We start from the raw sequence: 17,964 nt of genomic DNA on the forward strand, positions 1-17,964 counted from the left end.
TTCGGGCCACGAACCTAGCTCTGCCAAACACTCTCTTCGAGTATCTCTTCTTCGGGCTCAGGCTCGAGCGACGGACCAGGCTTTTCCACCGTGACCGTCTATCTACGTACGCGCGGTGTGACGGGATGCGCACCGCAATCAGAGTTCCCTGGCCAGGAGAGCTGGCACCGAAACTCCGCCCCAAGAACTTCGGCGCGCTCGATCATCCCACGCCTGTTTCCGAGCAGGATGGCTCTCCGGGCGCGCAGCTTTTTCAGTTGCTAAATCGCAGCCGGGCAGAACTGCCTTCCAAACGTTAAGACGTCGATCCGGCCTTAGTCCCAGTCGGACTGTGTAGATGGCACCTTGTGGACAGCAATGCGCCGGAACCAGTGCGGTGTTGCGACGGCTCGCGAGTTCGGAGGGTGCACATAGCTTCGCCCTTATGGTGTGGTGACCTGTGTGGGCCAGTCGATGGCGACCGAGCCATCGCAACGCTCGAGATCGTTGAGCGTGACCCCCGAGGGGGCCGCGTTTCCCGCCGCGAGTGGACCTTGCGGCGTGGTGACGGTCACGAAGCTGGTGGTGCTGTTCGTGCATTGGCTGTTGCTGAGAGTCCAGCCCTGGTACTTCCCGGCCGCGGCTCCGAGATAGTAGCCGGCGGAGGCAGTATAGGTGTTCGCGTCCCACGCAAACACCGAATTCACGAAATTACCGTACGGCCCGTAGACGGCGGCGCCGTATTGTCCGGGCGAGTCGAAGAAGGCATTGATGTGCAGGTCGGTGGTGGCGTATTCGGCGATCTGAACAGTCTGGTTCGTGTAGGGGTGTTCGCCGATGATGGTGTTCTTCGACGATGCAGGCATCCAGCCTTCGCCATAGGTGTTGGAGCCCGTCGCCTCAAGGTTCCACGCATTCGAGCGACGCACGTTGGTGAACTTCATGCCGAAGGTCGGAGTGATGCCGTCCTGGATGAGGATCTTGAGCCCCGCGGTGCTCGAGCAGCTCCCGGCATTGGTGATGGTGGCTCCGGCGACGGTGCCGTAGGTGACCGTGGGAATGTTCGAGTACTGGCCGGAGGCGTCGCTCGACACGTTGATGGAGAGGGTCGGCACGGTCTTGCAGGAGGCGAGATCGGGGCCGACGATGCTGGCACGCACGTACTGCCTCGTGTACTTCTTCGTCCCGGCGTTCACGACGGTGACGCCCGTGAGCGAGGTGCCGGACCAGACCGGTGTGAGGACCGCGCCGCGCCCGGAGCCAACGCTATCGAATGTCTTGAGATTGTAGAGAGACGCGCCGTAGATCTGACCGGCGTTGTTAGGATCGGCGTTACCAAACTCCAGCTCGTGATCGGACCCCGGAGCGGCGTTGCCGCACGAAAGGTCGAAGAAGGTGCTGGAAGACATGCCGTAGAAGCCGCAGGCTGCGGTGTCGTAATGGTTCGCGCTGACGCTGAAGCCCTGGAAGAGCGCGCTGGTCACGAGGCCGTTGGGCGAATCGGGATGATTAACGGTGGTGGCCATGGGACAGCCGCCGCGCTTGACGAGGCTGCTGAGGTTGGAGCCCCAGCCAATGATCGAGACAGTGGCATATGTGCCGTCACCCCGCGGCACTGTGGGCAGCGCAATCGCATCGCAAGTCTGTGTTGCGGAGGGGTTAAGCACGACATACACCGGTGTCTGTGGGTGCGCGGCGAGGTAGGCGTCCGCCGCCTGCCGTGCCATGTCGTACTCGGTGTGCGTGCCGGTCCACTGGTAGGAGGCGACGTAGAAGAGCGCGTTGCCGAACTGGCTGGCGAGCAGCGGCACGCTGACCGCGTTGCTCCAGGGGAGCGCTCCCTGCGCGGAGGCGATGTGGGGAAGGGCGAGTTGGGCGGCGGCCAACAGTGCAGCACAAACGATCCTCTTCATTTGAAACTCCTGACCACTCGATCGACGCGGCGAGCGCGGGCCGCTTGGGTTGACTGGTGTGGTGGGACGTGCGGCGATGTCGAGGGCCCGAGATGCAGACGGGCGGCGTGTGCTCGCGGGAGGCGTGGCAGAGTGGCTCGTCTCGGCAGCTACGGGGTGGTCGCCCACTGGGTGGCGTTGCTGCCATCGCAGGTCTGGATAGATTGAAGCCTCAGGCCGCCGGGCACTGGATTGGTGTTGGACAACAGACCGGCCCGCGTGGTGACAGCGACGAATTGGCCGCTGGTGTTGCTGCAGTGGCTGTTCTGGATCATCCAGTCCTGGAAGACGCGCGGGTCGTTGCCAGCGTAGTAGCCGGAGGAGCCGATGTAAGCGCCAGTGTCCCACTTGAAGGTTGCGTTCTGGAAGGTACCGTTCTGGCTGTAGATGGCCGCGCCGTACTCGCCCGGATCGGTAAAGACGGGATTGACGTGACGATTGCCGTTGGCAGTGTCAGTGATCTGAATGAGCTGTCCGGCGGAGGGCTGCTCGTTGTAAATGGAGTTATTGTGCGAGCCGGCCAGCCAGCCTTCGCCGTAGGTGGTTGCGCTGGTGGCGCGTAAGTCCCAGAAATGCGAATCGGCGATGTTGGTGAATTTCATCCCGTAGGTCGCGGGCGTCCCGTCCTGGATGAGGATGAACAGGTGGGCGGTGCTCTGACAGCTGCCGGCATTGGTGATGGTGGCACCGTTGATCAGCGCGTGGGCGTCGCGCGTTGGCGTGAGCTGCGGCACCACGGAGCAGGTGACGAGATCGGAGCCGATGATCTGGGCGCGCACGTACTGGCTGGTGTAGCCGCGCGAACCGCCGCTCACAACGGTGACGCCTGTGAGCACGCTCCCGCCCCATACCGGTTTCAGCACAGCACCCAGACCACCGACGACCGAGTCAAAAGTCTTCAGGTCATAGGCGTAGATGTTGTCCATCCAGCCGACTGAGTTGGCATCTCGGTTGCCGAACTCGAGCACGTGGTCGGCGTTCGCGACGGCGTCGCCGCACGCCACATCGAGGAACGTAGTGAGCGACATGCCGTACATCTCGCAGGCGGCGAGGTCGTGATGGCTCGCGTCAACGGTAAAGCCCTGGTACAAGCCGCGGCTGAGCGCGCCGTTGGGCGAGTCCTTGTGCTGAAGGGTGGCCGCGCTTCCGGGGCAGTTCGGGTCCTTGACGATGCTGCTGACGGCGGAGCCCCATCCGATGATCGAGGTGGTCGACGCGGAGCCCAGGGACGGCAGCGGAACGGCGTCGCAGGTGGTGTTCACACCGGACTTGAGCACCAGAACGCTACCCGGTGAGTAGGCGCCCGCGGCAAAGGCGTCGGCTGCCTGCCGCGCCATATCGTAATCGGTATGGTTGCCATTCGCACTGTACGCACTGACGTAAAAGACGCCCGGGGGCGTGGTGCTCCCGAGCAGTGCCGGGGAGGCTGCGGTTGCGCCGGCCAAGAGAAGGGCCCATTCATGACATTTCATCATCATTCTCGTTTTACGAAAGAAACGCTGCGCGTGCTGCCCGGGGCGCGTACATAGGACGCCCGGACGACGGAGACATGCGCGCGGCGGACCGGCTGCTGAGGACAAGCCGAACCGGAGAAAAGCACAAGCTGCCGAAAGGACCGTCGCGAACCGTTGCGCTGCGTTTTCTTGCTCAGGTGAGAGTAGCGTTCTTCGGGCCGAAATGCCCAGCTATTTACCACATCTGCTGTGACTCATTCGTGGTAGTGCGCAGACGACGGGATTTCCTGTGGGGAAAGTTCGCTCCCTGCCGGGATCTTGCAAGCAGGTCTCCAAAGATCCGACTTTCAGACCCGCGGGTTGACCACGCCGCAACCTGCCCCAATTGCATGAGCCGCCTTCTCGTGCTCAGACAAGAACAGCGATCTCGGCGAAGGACACTCGCCGTTGCTCTAGCCGCCGCTACGATTGCGGCTGTCACGATTGCTTTGGTCCTAGGCTGGCGGTCGATTGATCGCACTCCACCTGCAGCCAACACTGTTGCGGTCTCCCAGACTGTCGACCTCTGGGACACCGGAACTGTTCGAGGAGAGCAGGCGGGGCAATTGCAGTCTGTCTCTCTCCCTACCGCCTTGATCAGACTTACTATCGTCCTGCCGCGGCACAGCCCGCCAGGACAGTACTTGGTGGCGATCACTCGCGATCGGAACGGGAACGGTGTGGTGGCCGAGGGACTTGCCCCGGCTGCCGCAACTGGCGAGAAGGAGCAGATTACGACCAGCATCGATCTGAGCAAAGCTCACGGTGGGCAGTACTTCCTCTCAACGACCCACGAACAAGATCAAGCGGCGTACTACTATCCGCTCAAGATCAAGCATTGAATGTGTTCTGCGCAAGCGCCAATCTCGTCAACCATGTACTTCGAACTCGCAAAGCGGACATCTATAGTCGCCCACAGGCAGTAGGGGGATGCATGCCGAGTCACGAACTTCGACTGTGCTGCCGCCCTGCGGGCAAACGTGCAAATCCGAGATTCGTTTGACTTCGGGATACGTCTTGCACAGTGGACAATAGGAGGACTATAGCCGTCGTGTTTCCTACCCGGTCACGGGTGGCTGGCGTGATGCTTGACAGTTAGCAAACCTACGCTGTGCATCAGCACGAGTCGAAACGCGAGCGTGTATGGCGCGGGTATGGGCACGACGACTGTCACAGGAACGGCCCACGGCTCCTATGGGTGCTTCGGCGGGCGTGGTGGTCCAGTCAGTGTCGGACGCAAACTAACACTGTTTACTGTCGATTGTCGAGTTACGGCTAGCAATGGCACCATCGCCGCGGGCTGGAACGATCCGAATATATGGCTACGTTTGGCTTAAGCGATAGTGTTCCGCACCAACCGATCACCCTACCTCTGGGAGGAACCTGCACAGCCAATAACATCTATCATTACCGAGATGGACAAAGGCTCCATAACGTCGGCCCCATCAACAACAGGATTGCGGACAACGCTTGCACGAAGTTCATCGATAAGATCACGACCGGGTATACGGACACAGTCACTCCCTGAGCAATTTATGAGAAAAAGCTTCTTGATGTCATCTGCGACAGTCCTATTCACGCTGTCCATGGGAGGTGGCCAATCGTGGGCGGCCTCCCAAGGGGATCTCTTAAGGTGGGCAGAAATGAACTGGAGCGATCATGGTGGGGATCTTACTACCCGACGGGAGTGTCTCGTCGTTGACGAGAAGGGAGAGTACTACCATGAGACGGGAGTTCAGCGACGATCTGGAGACGCATTGGAGATCAGAGCGTCGAAAGGGGAGCTTGACGCACGCGCTCTCAAGCAGCTCCGGGAGGCTCTGTCGCCAAGACAGCTAGAAGTCATCCCACGCTTTCAGAGACCGAGTTTTCCTCTAAGCAGTTCAGAATTTCATCTCGTCACAGTCTGGACACCCTCGCGAATGCTTGGCTATTACGAGCAGGCAACTTCGGAACCGCCCGCTTCTAAGGATGTCAATGCGCGTACTGAAAAGACGTCTGAGTGGCAGCGCTCGAAGCTCGCACTGGTTCCTCTAGAGACGTGGGTCCATGACGTCGAGCGCTCGCCGGCGGCCATAAGGACCGATGCGGTCGCCGGGAGATGTGACAAGAAGTAGTCACAATGCTTGAACACGCACCCGTGACGCAGGCGGTCCGCCTTGGAGTCTCCTGAGTCGAACGGAGATCCTCCAGGCAGTCTTGGATAGGCGGCAAGGATTCGCTTTTTCGGGATCCCTGCACTTACACTCCCCGCAACACTGCGGAGCCGAAGTAGAGGACCGGCAAACCGGAGAGGCCTCCGGCGGCGGACGATGCGGGTTAGCTGACATGGCTATGCACTCGTCGAGAGCTGTCACATCCGAGCGAGGAAGTTGTAGCCACCAAAAACGACTGAGGACCCCAACTTGGGCCAGCTTCACTCGTCCATCGGCAACGATTGCCTCAGGTGCTCAACTGGCTATCGAGATCCCTAAAGCGGCTCCAAGCTGTTGATCGCTTCCGTCCCGTCGGCTGCGCCAATCAAATCGGGCCAGATGGTCCGGCTCGATCGGTGTCCCTTCGAGAACGTCGCCTTTCCAGGTGTGGTATGCGCCGGTGGGGAGTGCCAAGCGGTACCCCGCCCCAACTTTCACAGAGGTCGCCGACAAGAGCCGTCCGGCCGTCTGCTCACCGACGATGGTCGCTAGCTTGTTCTCACGTGCAAACGCAACAATCATCTCTGCCGCACTGGCAGTGTGGCGATCTACCAGCAACACGATTCGTCCGTGGAAGCGCTGTGGACCGAGACCCTCGGTATCTAGGACCACAGGCTTTTGTGTGAGCATTGCGGGAGCGAATCGCAGTGCCAAGGGCCAGAGCGCCTTAGTATTCGATGGAATCCGTGAGAAGCGGGGAAAGCTCAGCTTCTCACGGTCGAGGTATCCCGCGGCCCGGCGCTTGTCTAAAGCAAAGCCGACCGGAATCTTCTCCGGGGTCAACAGGCTCATGACGCGTAACGCGCCGACCCCGCCTCCAGTGTTCCCGCGCAAGTCGATGATCAGCCGATCCACTCCATCCAGAGATCGCACAGCATCGGTGATCTGATTTGCGACAACGACTCCGACCATGCCAGGGAACATCGCTACTTTCAGGTAGCCAACTCCGTCTCCGAGGTGACGGGCTTCGACGAGCGTGGGTTCGATAAAGTGAAGCTTCTTCCCTTTCGGACGTGCTACGTCCACCGTCACCTTTCGCCGGAGTTCGTCGTTATCGATTACTTCAACCTCGGTCGGCTCGCCCATCGGAAACACCGGGTGATCCGGTGGCGTGATGTCACGGCCGCCTACGCTGAGGAGAATATTGGCGGGCTCGATGCCCGCAGTGGCGGCCGCGCCGCCCGCATGGACATCCTGGAAAATCCACCGGTTCCCGTAATCCGTCTCATCTGCCAAGTAGGTTGCGCTTAGGGCAGCACGGCTCGATGCGCGACGCGCACTTTGGTGAAAGAACCCGAGGTGACTCGTCTGCAGTTGCGCCAGCAGATCGGTCATGGCTTGCTCGAAGGCATTCGCGTTGGGAGCGGATTCGATTGCGCTTCTATGCCTCTTCACCGCCGCGTGCCAACTGTCATTCAACTTCTCGGGCGAGTAGAAGCGCTTCTCTAAAGTGGTGAGCACCTTTTGCAATATGCGGTGCTTCTCCTGATCTGATAGCCCCAAGTTCTCTTGTCCGACGGCAGCGCCTGCTCCACTCATTGCACATTCCTCTTCGTCGAGACCGCTTCAGATTCAGGGAACAACGTTGCACTTGGTTCCCCTGCGAGTTCGAATCCGGCCCAGAAGTATGGTGGATCACCAGAGTTCATCAGCTCGAGTTGCGCATCGCGCAGTGCTTCTGCCTTGGGTTTGCGCAGGCTCAGCTGTCGGTAGAAGGAGATCATCAGTTGCGCAGTCGCGTGGTCTTCCACATCCCAAAGAGTCGAGACCACACTCTGCGCTCCCGCTTCGATAAACGCGTTAACAATGTTGTCGACGCCCTCCTCGCTTACGGGGCCGAGTCCTGTGTCGCAAGCCGAGAGCGTTACGAGATCGGTGTTCAGCGGCAAGGTGCGAATCTCCCGCACTTGGAGCAGACCATCGTCAGTGGATGACGAGTGAGGAGCAAAGACGAGGGCGGAACGATCTGGGTATTCGGGATCTGCGTATCCATGGAGTGCCAGGTGAATGACCCGGTACTCATTGAGCGGAAGCTCGCGGAAAGCCGCCTTGGTCGCATGACCCCCAAGGAGAATGGTGCTGGGTTTCGGGAGGTCGTCCGCGATGGTCTCCACTTCCCTCCGACTCTCCGGCAGGGCCACCAAGTCCTGCCTGCTAAGTCCAGAAACGGCGCGACGGATAGAAGCAAGCAGGTTCGGAGATGGCGGATTTGAAGTCCAAGCGGCTACTCCCACGTACGGCAGGTCGTCTTGCGTGCTCGGCAGATGAGGGTGGCGGAGCAGATCCAGCACTGACCCTGAGGGCACAACACTCACAACATGCGATGCCAAGACATACTGGCCGGAAGCCATGAGCGCAGAGAGCGGCAGCAGGTGCAACCTCCCATCTGGAACGACGATCAGGTTCGTCTTCTGCTTGTATTCAGGGATTGGGGCCAGAAGTTCGTTGTACAGCTTCGCGGCCAGCGTGGTGTCCGTCTTGCGTTTGAGGAGTTCAGACCGGTACTGGTCTGAGTCTTCCTCGATTTCGGTTCGGGCTGGCAGTTCGTACCGGTGCACCGTTGTACTGGTCACCGCCAGCGCGTACGAGACCGGCTCGTCCAAGACGTATTCGATGAACAAATCGGAGGGCTGCAACTCCCTTTGGAGTGCGGCGAGCGAGACAGGACTAGGGACAGGGCTCGGATTTGACCCGTCGAGTTCTCGTTCTGTGGCGTAGATCGTGTCAAGTATTGCCGCTCGTCGGCTCGGGTCTTGCGTGTCGAGCAACTGCACGTCTAGTTGGCTCAATCGCAAATCTGCCGGCGTTGGTTGATTAGGAATGACGACCTCGTGATGGGAAAGGCCCTGCGCTTCGACACGCCCCCTTGCTCTCTCGAGAGTGCGGAATGCATCGGGCGTTCTGCCTTGATCGCAGAGCGAGGCGAAATACCCGGCGTACACATTGCTCAGTTCGCTCAACAGCTGCCTTTCCACCGTGGGCGTCGGAGCTCTGCTGAGAAGGGCATCCAGAATGTCCGCACTCTGTTCGTAGTACTCATTCGAAGCCTTGACATCCCCGAGCCGTGCCAGGATCTGAGCTTTGATCGCCAGATTAGAAGGTACGAAGTACAGCTCATCCGGGATCCTCTTGTTAGCAGCGATGGCTTCGTTCACCGCCGTCAGTGCCGAATGTGTGTCTCCGGTGTGCAGGTATGCTTCCGCTAAAAAGCCTTCGGCTTGAGTAACGCCACGCCAGTACGACAGTTGTTTCGCATAGACCGCAGCATCGCGGAGGTCCGAAACCGCTTGACTCCAGTCTTTCATCCCCTCGTAGACCCGCGCGCGCGCTTGATAGAGCTCGTACAAATGCCCGGCGAGATGAAGTGACGCAACCCTTCTGCATCGCGTCATTTGCGAGTGCGAGGGCCTCGGCGTTCCTGCCGGTGCCACTCAGCGCCTCAATCTTGGCGTCGACAGCGATGGAAGGGTAGGCCGCGTTCCGTGTACTCACTGCCACTCTGATCGCTTCATCGAGCGGCACGTTTGCCTCTTTGAACTTGTGCAACTCGACAAGACCGGTTCCATACATGCTGGCATAGCGAATGCGAGCGCCGGGGTCGGCGAACTTCGCCACCAGCCAAGCCTGCCCGACGTCCTTCCGAGCGGTTGCAATATCACCAAGGAGGAAAGCGGCAATTCCCTCCTCTCCAACTGCACGCGATGCAAGCAGTAGATGATGCTGCGCAAGCGCAAGGGACCTCACCTTAACCCAGGTCTCGCGGGCCATTTCCGCGTCGTAGTTTGTTTCCAGCATGCCGAGTATGGTCAGGATGCGTAGGCGGGTTTCAGGATCGCGAGCATCAGGGAGATCTAGATCGTTGCGCAATACAGCGATCTGGTCCGGGCTTCGTGTGGACGATTCACTTTGCGCGGGGATCTGGCTCACCCGCGCATACAGCGCCCTGCCAGAATCGCCCCTCCTGCCAAATTCGGCCTCTGCTTCCCGGTAGATCGGGGCCGCTGCGATCCAGCTATTCAGCCATGACAGTTCGTCGGCTCTCTCCAGCATCGCCCTCGGAGACCGAGAGGTCCGCACGAAGGCGTCATATCCGGCAACGCTCAGCAGCGCAGCAAGGATGAGACCGGCGACGATGCGAAGGCTTGGGGAAAAAGCAACTCGCATGGAACTCTGATACTCGGTTGTAATCATGGCAGAGACGACAGCTGGTGAGCAACTTGTGGCAGCCAGGTGTTCTCATTTTCACTTGGCTTTCACACGGCTCTCCACCCTTTGGAGTCGCGAAAATGCCCCGACATGTCTATCGGAGTCCGGCCGATAAGCGCCAGAATCGGCTAGGTCATCGCCAGGCGCTCCAGAGGTGTCCAGAGTTGAAGAACAGCAATGATGTCACAGCTGAAAGTCTGTCGGACTGGACCGGTCCTGCCGGTACAGTCGTGGTGATATTCCAAAGGTCCTAGTGAACAGGGAACCAAACGAGCCCAGGCTTTGGAATCCCGCTTGCGCGCACACCTCCGTGACTGGCAGTTTTGTGTCTCGCAGGAGCGCGGCTGCAAGCTGCAGACGCTGCCTTTGCAAAAACAAGTGCGGGGTCTGACGGTAGAGAGTCCTGAAGGAGCGGTGGAAGTGAAACTCAGATAGGCCGGCCTCGCGCGCGATGGCGAGAGTCGACAGCTTGACGGGGAGGTTCGAGAGCATGAAATCGACACCGCGTTGGACGCGGCACCGCACTTCATCGCGTGTAGCGGCCTTCGCGAACATGAGCCTTCGACCCATCTCCCACTCGGCGGCCTCGTCGTCCAGCAGAGCCAGCGCACTCTGTACGACCCCGCCGGTCCAGTCGAACGTGTGGCCACTCGCGATCGCATTCTTCAGATGGTCGAGGCTAGAGAAAAGACGGTTGGAGGCGGCTCGCAGGCCGGGGCGCAGTTCCCTGCCGTGCAGGCGTCGGTGCTGCTCGAGCAACGTCTCCTCAGATTGACTCAGATTGTTCGCCACATCCGGGACGAACGCGTCACGGAAGAACAGACAGAAGGTGGTGGCCGGGGTCGCGGCTTCGATCTCGAGTGAGTAGGGCTGACCCTCCGTAAGAAGAAGCCAAGATGTACTCCTAACAGTGAACCTGCGCCCGGAGACGCACCAAGTCGCCTCGCCAGCGAGCACGCGCTTGATTGAGAGCACTCCCCTCACTTCTGGCGTTTGGTATCGTCGCGCCGATCCGGTGAAGATTGCGTGCTGCTTCCCCAGCACGTCCGCTTCCGGATTGACTAGCAGCGGAGCATCCATCGGAGGTAATCACCTTAAAAAAGCAGTTTGGAAGAAGCGGCGCAGTCGCGTGCCCGTTACGTTGGCAACCAGGGAGATGATGATCTCTCCCCAGAGGGAACCGATGAGTGAACACTCGCGTAGGGACTTCGCAAAGGCTGCGACGGCCGTCTTGGGGACTGCCATGCTGACCCAGCAAACCATACATGTATCAGGCATGCAGAGCAATAGTCCGCCCGCCACCAAACCGCAGATCGCTCTGACACTTGTGCATGACTTTGTGGCAAATGCGCATGGCGACCTGGTGAAGGTGACGGCGCTCCTCGAGCAAGAGCCGGCGCTGCTGAATTCCGCATGGGACTGGGGCGGCGGCGACTACGAAACCGCCATGGGTGCTGCGGGCCACATGGGTCGCGCTGATATTGCTGAGTACCTGCTCAGCAAGGGTGCACGCATGGATCTGTTCCCCGCGGCTATGCTCGGACACGTGGAGATCGTGAAGGCTACCCTAGCGGCTGTGCCTGGGCTACGTGATTCGAAAGGGCCGCATGGCATCCCGCTGCGGGCTCACGCCGAAGCCGGCATGCGAAAAGGCGTGAATGGTGCGGAAGCGGTACTAGCCTTCTTGGATTCCTTGAAGTAGCGCTGACCTTAACAGCAACGCCGGACCAGGTACCTCATCCATGATGCGCCTCTTCGCCGCGCTCTGCTCACTAATGTGTTTCGGTGTCGCCGTACCGAAGCACGTAGCCTTGAGCAGACCCGTCGCACAGCCCGCTTCTCAGGCAAAGTGCGTCATCTGCTTCTACGGCCCCGACAACCTCGCCTTCGATGAGAGCGGGAATGCATATGTCACGGACAACGATCACAAGAGTCGCTTCCGGGTTGTGGAGATCTCGCCTACGGGCCGCAAGCTCGCTGAGTGGGCAACCTTCACGGCATCAGATCGCCTCAGGGCTGGCCCGGAAGGGATCGCCATATCGTCTTCAGGAGAGATCTACGTCACAAATGGTGGCGCCCCGCGAGTCGCAAAGCTTGGTCCGCGCGGCACCTTGATCGACGCGTTTGGTGGAAACCTGTTTCACGATCTGGGATATATAGCGATCACCCGAGACGGGTCCATCTACGTCTCTGAGGGAGAGCAGAACGTGCCGAGTGGATCTCTTCGCTCATGCTTCCCATCGAGATCGTGTCGCACTTCTCACGTATTCTGTCGCTCACGGTGCGTTTGTATGCGAATACGTTCGCCGGCGACATGGTGACACTGGTCTTCTTTTCGCTCGTGCCCATCGTCATCCCTGCGATCTTCCTCGGCATGCACTTTGCTGTCTCTGTGATTCACGCGCACCTGTTCATGATGCTGGCGCTGATCTACATCGCCCAAGCGATCTCGCACGAACACTAGAGCCGGCGTATGGCATTTTCAGACAGGAACCGCCACCGCGTCGTCTGCATCGGCCAAAAGCGTGAGAGTGCCAGTACGGCTTCTTTCAGTGGCAGGAAGCTGAGTTGGAGCAGGTCATCTGATGGCTTCTGGTCACAGTCGCAAGCTCGCACATGCCCGCCTCATCTACCGAGTTCGCTTGCGTCTGAACTGCCGACCGCATCCCGCTGCTGGAAAGGCTTCCCATTCTTTCTCGACGAGCACTTGAAGAATAGCCTTCAAGGATTGCGTTGGGAATTCACACCTTTTGGCAGAGCGAGCGATCGAATCAAGGCGCGTCGCCATTCGCACGAGGTCGGCTAGCGAGTCCGCCTTCATCTTCCTCATCACACGGCCGCGATGTACCTGAAACGTATTTTCAGTGATCCCAAGTTCAGCTGCAGCTTGCTTGTTGAGAAAGCCGGCTGCGGTGAACTGCAATACATCTTGCTCTCGCGGCGTCAGGGAGCCCCAACGGCAAAGTAGAGATGAACGTTCGACGCGTTCGTGACGCGCCCTGAGATCCTGGGCGAAGGCTGTCTGAACAGCTGCTAGGAGCCGCGTGTAGTCGAGCGGTTCCAGCACGAAGTCGATGGCCCCGCTCTTCATCGCATCCACTCCAGCGTTGAAGTCGCCACCCGCAGCGACGAAGACGACAGGGGGCCCCTGTCTGCCGGAGATCCTGCTTTGTACCTCGAGTCCACTGCAATCGGGAAGATTCAGGTCAAGGATGACGCAAGCAGTTACATCGGGGGCTGGAGTAGTCATGAATTCTTTGGCAGTTCTAAACGCTTTCACATCGATCGAATGAGTCGAAAAGAAGTGTGTCAGGCTGCCGACGCGAATCGCGTCACCGGAGACGACAAGCACTATCGTCTTTAAGGAGGGAGATGGATCGATCCGGATCAAGCGGGGAGCACCGTGAAGGCTCGGATTCGACCGGAATCCGGAGTGGAGACGAGGGAACAGGATTGGTTCTGGGGACGCGGGCATTTTCTCCTCCTGCCGGTCAGTCAACACAAAGCACGATGCAGCTTACCGGTTCTCGCACACATTCGATGCAGCCAGCCTGCATCAGCTCCTTCAGGAATCCATCAGACCAGCTTCCTGATTAGATCGCCCGCAAGCAAACAGTTGACGTTCTTGCCTCAATCGTTCGTTCTTACACAAGAGCTCGCAGAGGAGCATCTCCAGATTCGTCAATCTGGCCTGCCAATAAGCCCTTTCGGCCTCGAGTTCACTGTCAACCGGATTAGCCTCCATAGCGAGCTCCATCCACTCCTACATCCATGAGCTGTGAACGTGAGGTTCGGCTCGTGAGAGGAACCACAAACATCCTCTGAAAGGAGATTAGCTGTTCCAGAAACGTGCCGACAGCCCCGATAGACCAATGATGGTCTAGCCCTTTTGGAACGATCTTAAAGCATTCAAGTCACTTGACGTCACTGAGGAGGAAGGATCAGTCGCCGGCCGAACATCTTCGAGTCGATCGAGTAAGCTCCTGGACCAAGAAACAGGAGTGCGAGCATTACTAGTGTTCGGAGAGAGAATTCGAAGGACCCGAGGCCGTCCCATGCGGGCCAATAGATGGCCTCGCAGCTTATGGAAAGGAAACTCGCAATCGGAGTCATTGCTCCTGAAATAAGCAGAAGGCCTACGACCCCCAAACCTACAATCCTCCACGGGCTGACGGTCTCGATCGAAGAGTTTTGGATGGCCGAGTCAATGAGCATTCCAAGCACACTGGCCCGCAGAAACAATAGCGCTATCCCAGGCAAGCCGGTCGGAAACATTGAGAACAGTCGTTGCACCGGTTCATCATAGTGCTGGCCACATCGAATAGGATGACCCTGCGGAACCGACCTGCCCTAGCCCTTTTGAGTCATCCTGGCACCGCCCCATGAGCGTAATATGAGCGGGTGACGGCACCTGCAGATAGATGACTCAGCAGAGGGAGTTCCAATGGATCCATCAGCCAAGATTCGAGTCCTGGTGGTCGATGACCATCCGCTGATGGTTGCAGGCATCGTGGGAGAAATCAATGCACAGCTGGATATGCTCGTGACGGCACAGGCTGCCGACGGAGAAGAAGCATTATCTCGCTACCGAAGCTGTCGGCCTGACGTGACGATCATGGACGTTTGCATGCCGAAGTTGAACGGCATTGATGCCATTATTGCCATCCGTAAGGAGTTTCCGAAGGCGCGGATTATCGTGCTTACCACCGCCATCGGGCACGTTCAGGCGCTGCGCGCATTCCAGGAAGGGGCCGTCGGGTACCTGCTTAAGAATCTCGTCCGGAAAGAATTGGTCGAGACCCTACGAGCGGTTCACGCCGGCATGAAGCGAATCCCACCTGCCATCGCACAGCAACTTGCCGAGCACATTGCAGACGAGGCTCTTACCGCCAGAGAGCTCGACGTTCTGCGTATGGTAGCGCAAGGAAAGGGAAACAAGATCATCGCGTCTGACCTCCAAATTGCGGAGCACACGGTGAAGAACCATATGAAAAACATACTTGTGAAATTAAGGGTCGACGACCGGACTGGAGCGGTAGTCACTGCAGTTCGTCGCGGTTATATCGAGATTTGATTTGGCCGATTTCGAGCGTTGCCAATGCAAGTCACTCTATGCGACCTCGACTACCCGCGGTTTCATCTTTTGAGTGCGATGAGCCAAAGAATGACCACGGTTTATTCCTTGTACGGTAGGCCCGCTGCCCATCCAAGATCACCTCTAACTCCGTGCCGATGCCTAAACGGCTCCACAGCCTGAAGTTCGCATCAAGCTTTCGCGCTCGACTTCTCATGTTATGCAGGCCGAGGTGGCGGTGACCAGGGTTAGCGTCAAAGAGTCCCGGCTCGAAGCCCTGGCCGTTGTCCCGGACACGCAGGCGCATCTCTCTCTTTCCGTATATGAGTTCCACTTCGATAGCCTTTGCCATTGAGTGGCGGAACGCGTTGTAGATTGCCTCGCGCGCTATTTTGCCGAACTCCGCCGTAACCAAAGGATCGAGGCTACGGGGCTCACCATCAACCCGCACCGCATACTCAATGGGATGCGCTGATGCAAATTCAGCACAATATCCCGCGATCGTCTCGGCAAAGTCCCGCTCCCTAGTCTCCCTCTGAGGTATGTCCAGGAACATCTCTCGCCCCTCCGTCATCACCCCATCCGACTCATTAAGGACCTCCTCCAAGGCCCGGCGGACGGAGTGTTCCTCAGGAAGCCGTCGTGAAGCAGTATGGAGACGCAGAAATAGGCTCTGCACAGCCTGAAAAAATGTGTCATGTAGATCTCGAGCGATGTCTTCGCGTTCCGACAGTCGCTCCTGGTGCCGAATCTGGAACATCGCCGTCAGGTGACGGATTCTCAGCACATACGTAGTCCAAAGGGCTGTCAACAAGAGGCCGAAACATAGAATACGGAACGACCATCTTTGCCAGAATGCTGGCTCGATGACGAACGGGACACTCGTTTCTGGCCCATTCCACAGTCCGATGCCATTCGATGCTACAAAACGGGCGACATAGGATCCCGGGCCCAAGTTTGAAAAGACGACTTGCCTCGAGGCGACGACATTGCTCCAGTCCTGGCCCGCGCCATCGAGTTTGTAGCGGAATCGAATCCGTTCTGGAGAGGAGAGGTTCGTGCTTCCATAGTTCAACGTAACGGCGTGAATTCCAGGAGGGATCTCTATGGGAGCTGCCGGGCTTAGGGGCTTTCCGCCTGCGGAGATTGCTTCAATTCGAGCCGCTACTGGGTAAAAGGTCTTTATCGTCACGTTTGGATTCGCCATGGAAAGGCCAGAGCTCAGCGACAGCCAAATGCGGCCGGTGTGATCTGCTACGACGGTGTTGTTGCGGCTAACGACCTCGCGTCCCTTCAATCCATCTTCAGCTCCAAAGCTCTGTATGTCAGTCTCCAGAAGTGATCCTGAGATGAGCCGCTCCCGGTTGACTCGCAGCACGTGATCAGCGGTTGTAAACCAAAGGAAGCCCCAGGAATCTTCGGCAATGCCAAACACCTGCTCTCGTAGTAACTCCGGCAGATTGCCAGGAACGGTTATCTTGCCGTCTGAGAAGTAGGCTAAGCCTCCAGATGTCGCAATCCAAAGTGTGTGCGACTCATCTTCGAAAACCGACTTCACTACAGACGACGGCAACCCATCTTGGGCGGTGTAAGTCTTCCAGCGTGCATCGGAATAGGAGGCGAGTCCATCCGGAGTTGCGACCCAAATCGTTCGGTCGAAGCTCTCGGCGATTGCATTGACCGCATTTGAGGGAAGGCCATTGGTACTTGAATGATTCTTAAACCGTCCGCCAAGCAAGCGGCTCACGCCAGAGCTGACGGTTCCGGCCCAGACTGCTCCGTCTTTACCGCAGTGCACTGCATACACGCTATTTTGTTCAAGGCCGTCGGTTGTCTTATAGGTGCGAGCTGAAAATGAATGGGTCACTTCGGTAAGGGCTGTCAGACCCTCATGTTGTCTGCCTATCCAGATTCGATTGCCGCAGCCGGTGATTGAATAAACGACATCCCGGGAAAGGCCGGCAAGTGTGACTCGCTTCGCGCGCCCATCGGTCACTAAGAAGACGCCGCCCGCGAACGGAGCAAACCATATTCTGCTCTTTGAGTCTATGTAGATCGGTCCGCCCCCCGCGGAGGGAAGGCCGTCGGCAACTGAATAGGAGGTCACCATCCCGTTACGCAGCCGCTCCAGACCTTGAGATCCTCCGAACCAGATATCGCCGTCCCGATCTTCAAAGATCGCTCTCACTTCATGGACGGCCCGTTGGTCAACCAGTTCAAGTGAGACCGCTCCGAATGAGGTGACGCGAACCAGACCGTGCTTTGTTCCCACCCACAGATTGTTATCGTGGTCCTTCGCCATCGCAAGGATTTGAAGGCCCTTGAGCGCCGGCAAGGAAACGGGTTTCTTTGCACCAACCTCTAATAGGTAAAGTCCATCGTCGGTTCCAATCCAGAGCCCCCCATTTCCACTCGGAGCAAGACAATTGATCGCAGACTTTACGAAGCCCGGAGCCACCCCTGCGATCTCACCTCGCTGCAAACGAAATAAGCCGTTCTCTCTGGTCCCCAACCAGATGCTCTTGTCTCGGGTGCCCGCCAGTGACATCACAGTTCCGGGGCTCTGTTCTGCAGGCAGCAGTGTCTGGAGTTGCTGATGATCGTAGCGGAACGTACGATCCCCAAGTCCGGTGAACAGTACCCGAGACTGGTCATCCAAAGCCGACGCCGTGACAATCATGCCCTGTAAATCAAACAACCTGTACGGGTCCTCAAACTTTCCCTCGTGATAGAGAAGCATCCGAGCTCCTTCGAGCCGGATCCACAGTTTTCTATCTGAATCGGAGATGAATCCCCTCACAGGGCCGACAGGAGGCGCGTCTGGAAGCGGCCGCTGAATCAGCGTGAAGTTGGCTCCGTCGAACCGGACCAGATCTCTCTCGGTCCCGATCCACAGGTAACCATCGGCCGACTGTCCGATCGCGTAAATCGCGCCGCCGGCGAAGCCTTTCGCCTCACCCCAACTGTCATAGACGTACTGCGAGACTTTTCTCGACGGATCGAGTGAGAATGCAGCATTCGCGAGGCCCAGCAATGCGAATCCGCATAGGAAGCTTCTGCGTAGC

Annotated in this window: 12 protein-coding genes; 4 read left to right on the plus strand and 8 right to left on the minus strand. The window is 58.4% G+C overall.

Annotated features, from left to right (window positions below):
* Nucleotides 1–422: 422 nt before the first annotated feature.
* Nucleotides 423–1,892: a hypothetical protein gene (locus AC5IJH_RS08670; RefSeq protein ID WP_491902415.1), complete on the minus strand. Its 1,470-nt coding sequence runs from the start codon at nucleotides 1,890–1,892 to the stop codon at nucleotides 423–425.
* A 149-nt stretch (nucleotides 1,893–2,041) separates the two neighbouring features.
* Nucleotides 2,042–3,376: a hypothetical protein gene (locus tag AC5IJH_RS08675; protein ID WP_491902416.1), complete on the minus strand. Its 1,335-nt coding sequence runs from the start codon at nucleotides 3,374–3,376 to the stop codon at nucleotides 2,042–2,044.
* A gap of 695 nt (nucleotides 3,377–4,071) precedes the next feature.
* Between AC5IJH_RS08675 and AC5IJH_RS08680 the strand changes: the two genes are divergently transcribed.
* A complete protein-coding gene (locus AC5IJH_RS08680; RefSeq protein WP_491902417.1) occupies nucleotides 4,072–4,266 on the plus strand; it encodes a hypothetical protein in 195 nt (64 codons plus the stop codon).
* Between the two features lie 1,608 nt (nucleotides 4,267–5,874).
* On the opposite strand, the gene AC5IJH_RS08685 is transcribed toward AC5IJH_RS08680, so the two are convergent.
* The 4 genes from AC5IJH_RS08685 to AC5IJH_RS08700 all read right to left on the minus strand — a co-directional run bounded on the left by AC5IJH_RS08685 (nucleotide 5,875) and on the right by AC5IJH_RS08700 (nucleotide 10,905).
* The gene (locus AC5IJH_RS08685; protein WP_491902418.1) at nucleotides 5,875–7,158 is read right to left on the minus strand and encodes a S41 family peptidase; all 1,284 of its coding nucleotides are present in this window, start codon (nucleotides 7,156–7,158) and stop codon (nucleotides 5,875–5,877) included.
* On the minus strand, nucleotides 7,155–8,774 hold the full coding sequence (locus AC5IJH_RS08690; protein ID WP_491902419.1) for a CHAT domain-containing protein: 1,620 nt from the start codon (nucleotides 8,772–8,774) through the stop codon (nucleotides 7,155–7,157). Before AC5IJH_RS08690 ends, AC5IJH_RS08685 begins: the two co-directional genes overlap by 4 nt.
* Nucleotides 8,752–9,810: a hypothetical protein gene (locus tag AC5IJH_RS08695; protein WP_491902420.1), complete on the minus strand. Its 1,059-nt coding sequence runs from the start codon at nucleotides 9,808–9,810 to the stop codon at nucleotides 8,752–8,754. The genes AC5IJH_RS08690 and AC5IJH_RS08695 overlap by 23 nt, the downstream gene beginning before the upstream one ends.
* A 198-nt stretch (nucleotides 9,811–10,008) precedes the next feature.
* Nucleotides 10,009–10,905 carry a helix-turn-helix transcriptional regulator gene (locus AC5IJH_RS08700; RefSeq protein ID WP_491902421.1) on the minus strand — a complete coding sequence of 299 codons (897 nt, stop codon included), beginning with the start codon at nucleotides 10,903–10,905 and terminating at the stop codon, nucleotides 10,009–10,011.
* 163 nt (nucleotides 10,906–11,068) lie between these two features.
* Here AC5IJH_RS08700 and AC5IJH_RS08705 point away from each other — a divergent pair, with 163 nt between their 5' ends.
* On the plus strand, nucleotides 11,069–11,527 hold the full coding sequence (locus tag AC5IJH_RS08705) for an ankyrin repeat domain-containing protein (RefSeq protein ID WP_491902422.1): 459 nt from the start codon (nucleotides 11,069–11,071) through the stop codon (nucleotides 11,525–11,527).
* A 516-nt stretch (nucleotides 11,528–12,043) separates the two neighbouring features.
* Nucleotides 12,044–12,289 carry a F0F1 ATP synthase subunit A gene (locus AC5IJH_RS08710; protein ID WP_491902462.1) on the plus strand — a complete coding sequence of 82 codons (246 nt, stop codon included), beginning with the start codon at nucleotides 12,044–12,046 and terminating at the stop codon, nucleotides 12,287–12,289.
* A gap of 165 nt (nucleotides 12,290–12,454) precedes the next feature.
* Here the strand turns inward: AC5IJH_RS08710 and AC5IJH_RS08715 are convergent, their stop codons facing one another.
* Entirely contained in the window at nucleotides 12,455–13,216 is a 762-nt protein-coding gene (locus AC5IJH_RS08715; protein WP_491902423.1) for a response regulator transcription factor, read from the minus strand.
* Between the two features lie 1,053 nt (nucleotides 13,217–14,269).
* On the opposite strand from AC5IJH_RS08715, the gene AC5IJH_RS08720 reads away from it, so the two are divergent.
* On the plus strand, nucleotides 14,270–14,899 hold the full coding sequence (locus AC5IJH_RS08720; RefSeq protein WP_491902424.1) for a response regulator: 630 nt from the start codon (nucleotides 14,270–14,272) through the stop codon (nucleotides 14,897–14,899).
* 31 nt (nucleotides 14,900–14,930) lie between these two features.
* Here AC5IJH_RS08720 and AC5IJH_RS08725 read toward each other — a convergent pair whose 3' ends face one another.
* The gene (locus AC5IJH_RS08725; protein WP_491902425.1) at nucleotides 14,931–17,933 is read right to left on the minus strand and encodes a sensor histidine kinase; all 3,003 of its coding nucleotides are present in this window, start codon (nucleotides 17,931–17,933) and stop codon (nucleotides 14,931–14,933) included.
* Nucleotides 17,934–17,964: the final 31 nt, after the last annotated feature.

This window comes from Candidatus Dedyshia acidiphila (assembly GCF_051025295.1).
Lineage (GTDB): Bacteria > Acidobacteriota > Terriglobia > Terriglobales > Acidobacteriaceae > KBS-83.

Bases quoted from the DNA above. Each gene is read 5' to 3' on its own strand.
- AC5IJH_RS08670 (WP_491902415.1), bottom strand. From the start codon at position 1,892: ATGAAGAGGATCGTTTGTGCTGCACTGTTGGCCGCCGCCCAACTCGCC.
- AC5IJH_RS08685 (WP_491902418.1), bottom strand. From the start codon at position 7,158: ATGAGTGGAGCAGGCGCTGCCGTCGGACAAGAGAACTTGGGGCTATCA.
- AC5IJH_RS08695 (WP_491902420.1), bottom strand. From the start codon at position 9,810: ATGATTACAACCGAGTATCAGAGTTCCATGCGAGTTGCTTTTTCCCCA.
- AC5IJH_RS08700 (WP_491902421.1), bottom strand. From the start codon at position 10,905: ATGGATGCTCCGCTGCTAGTCAATCCGGAAGCGGACGTGCTGGGGAAG.
- AC5IJH_RS08705 (WP_491902422.1), top strand. From the start codon at position 11,069: ATGCTGACCCAGCAAACCATACATGTATCAGGCATGCAGAGCAATAGT.
- AC5IJH_RS08720 (WP_491902424.1), top strand. From the start codon at position 14,270: ATGGATCCATCAGCCAAGATTCGAGTCCTGGTGGTCGATGACCATCCG.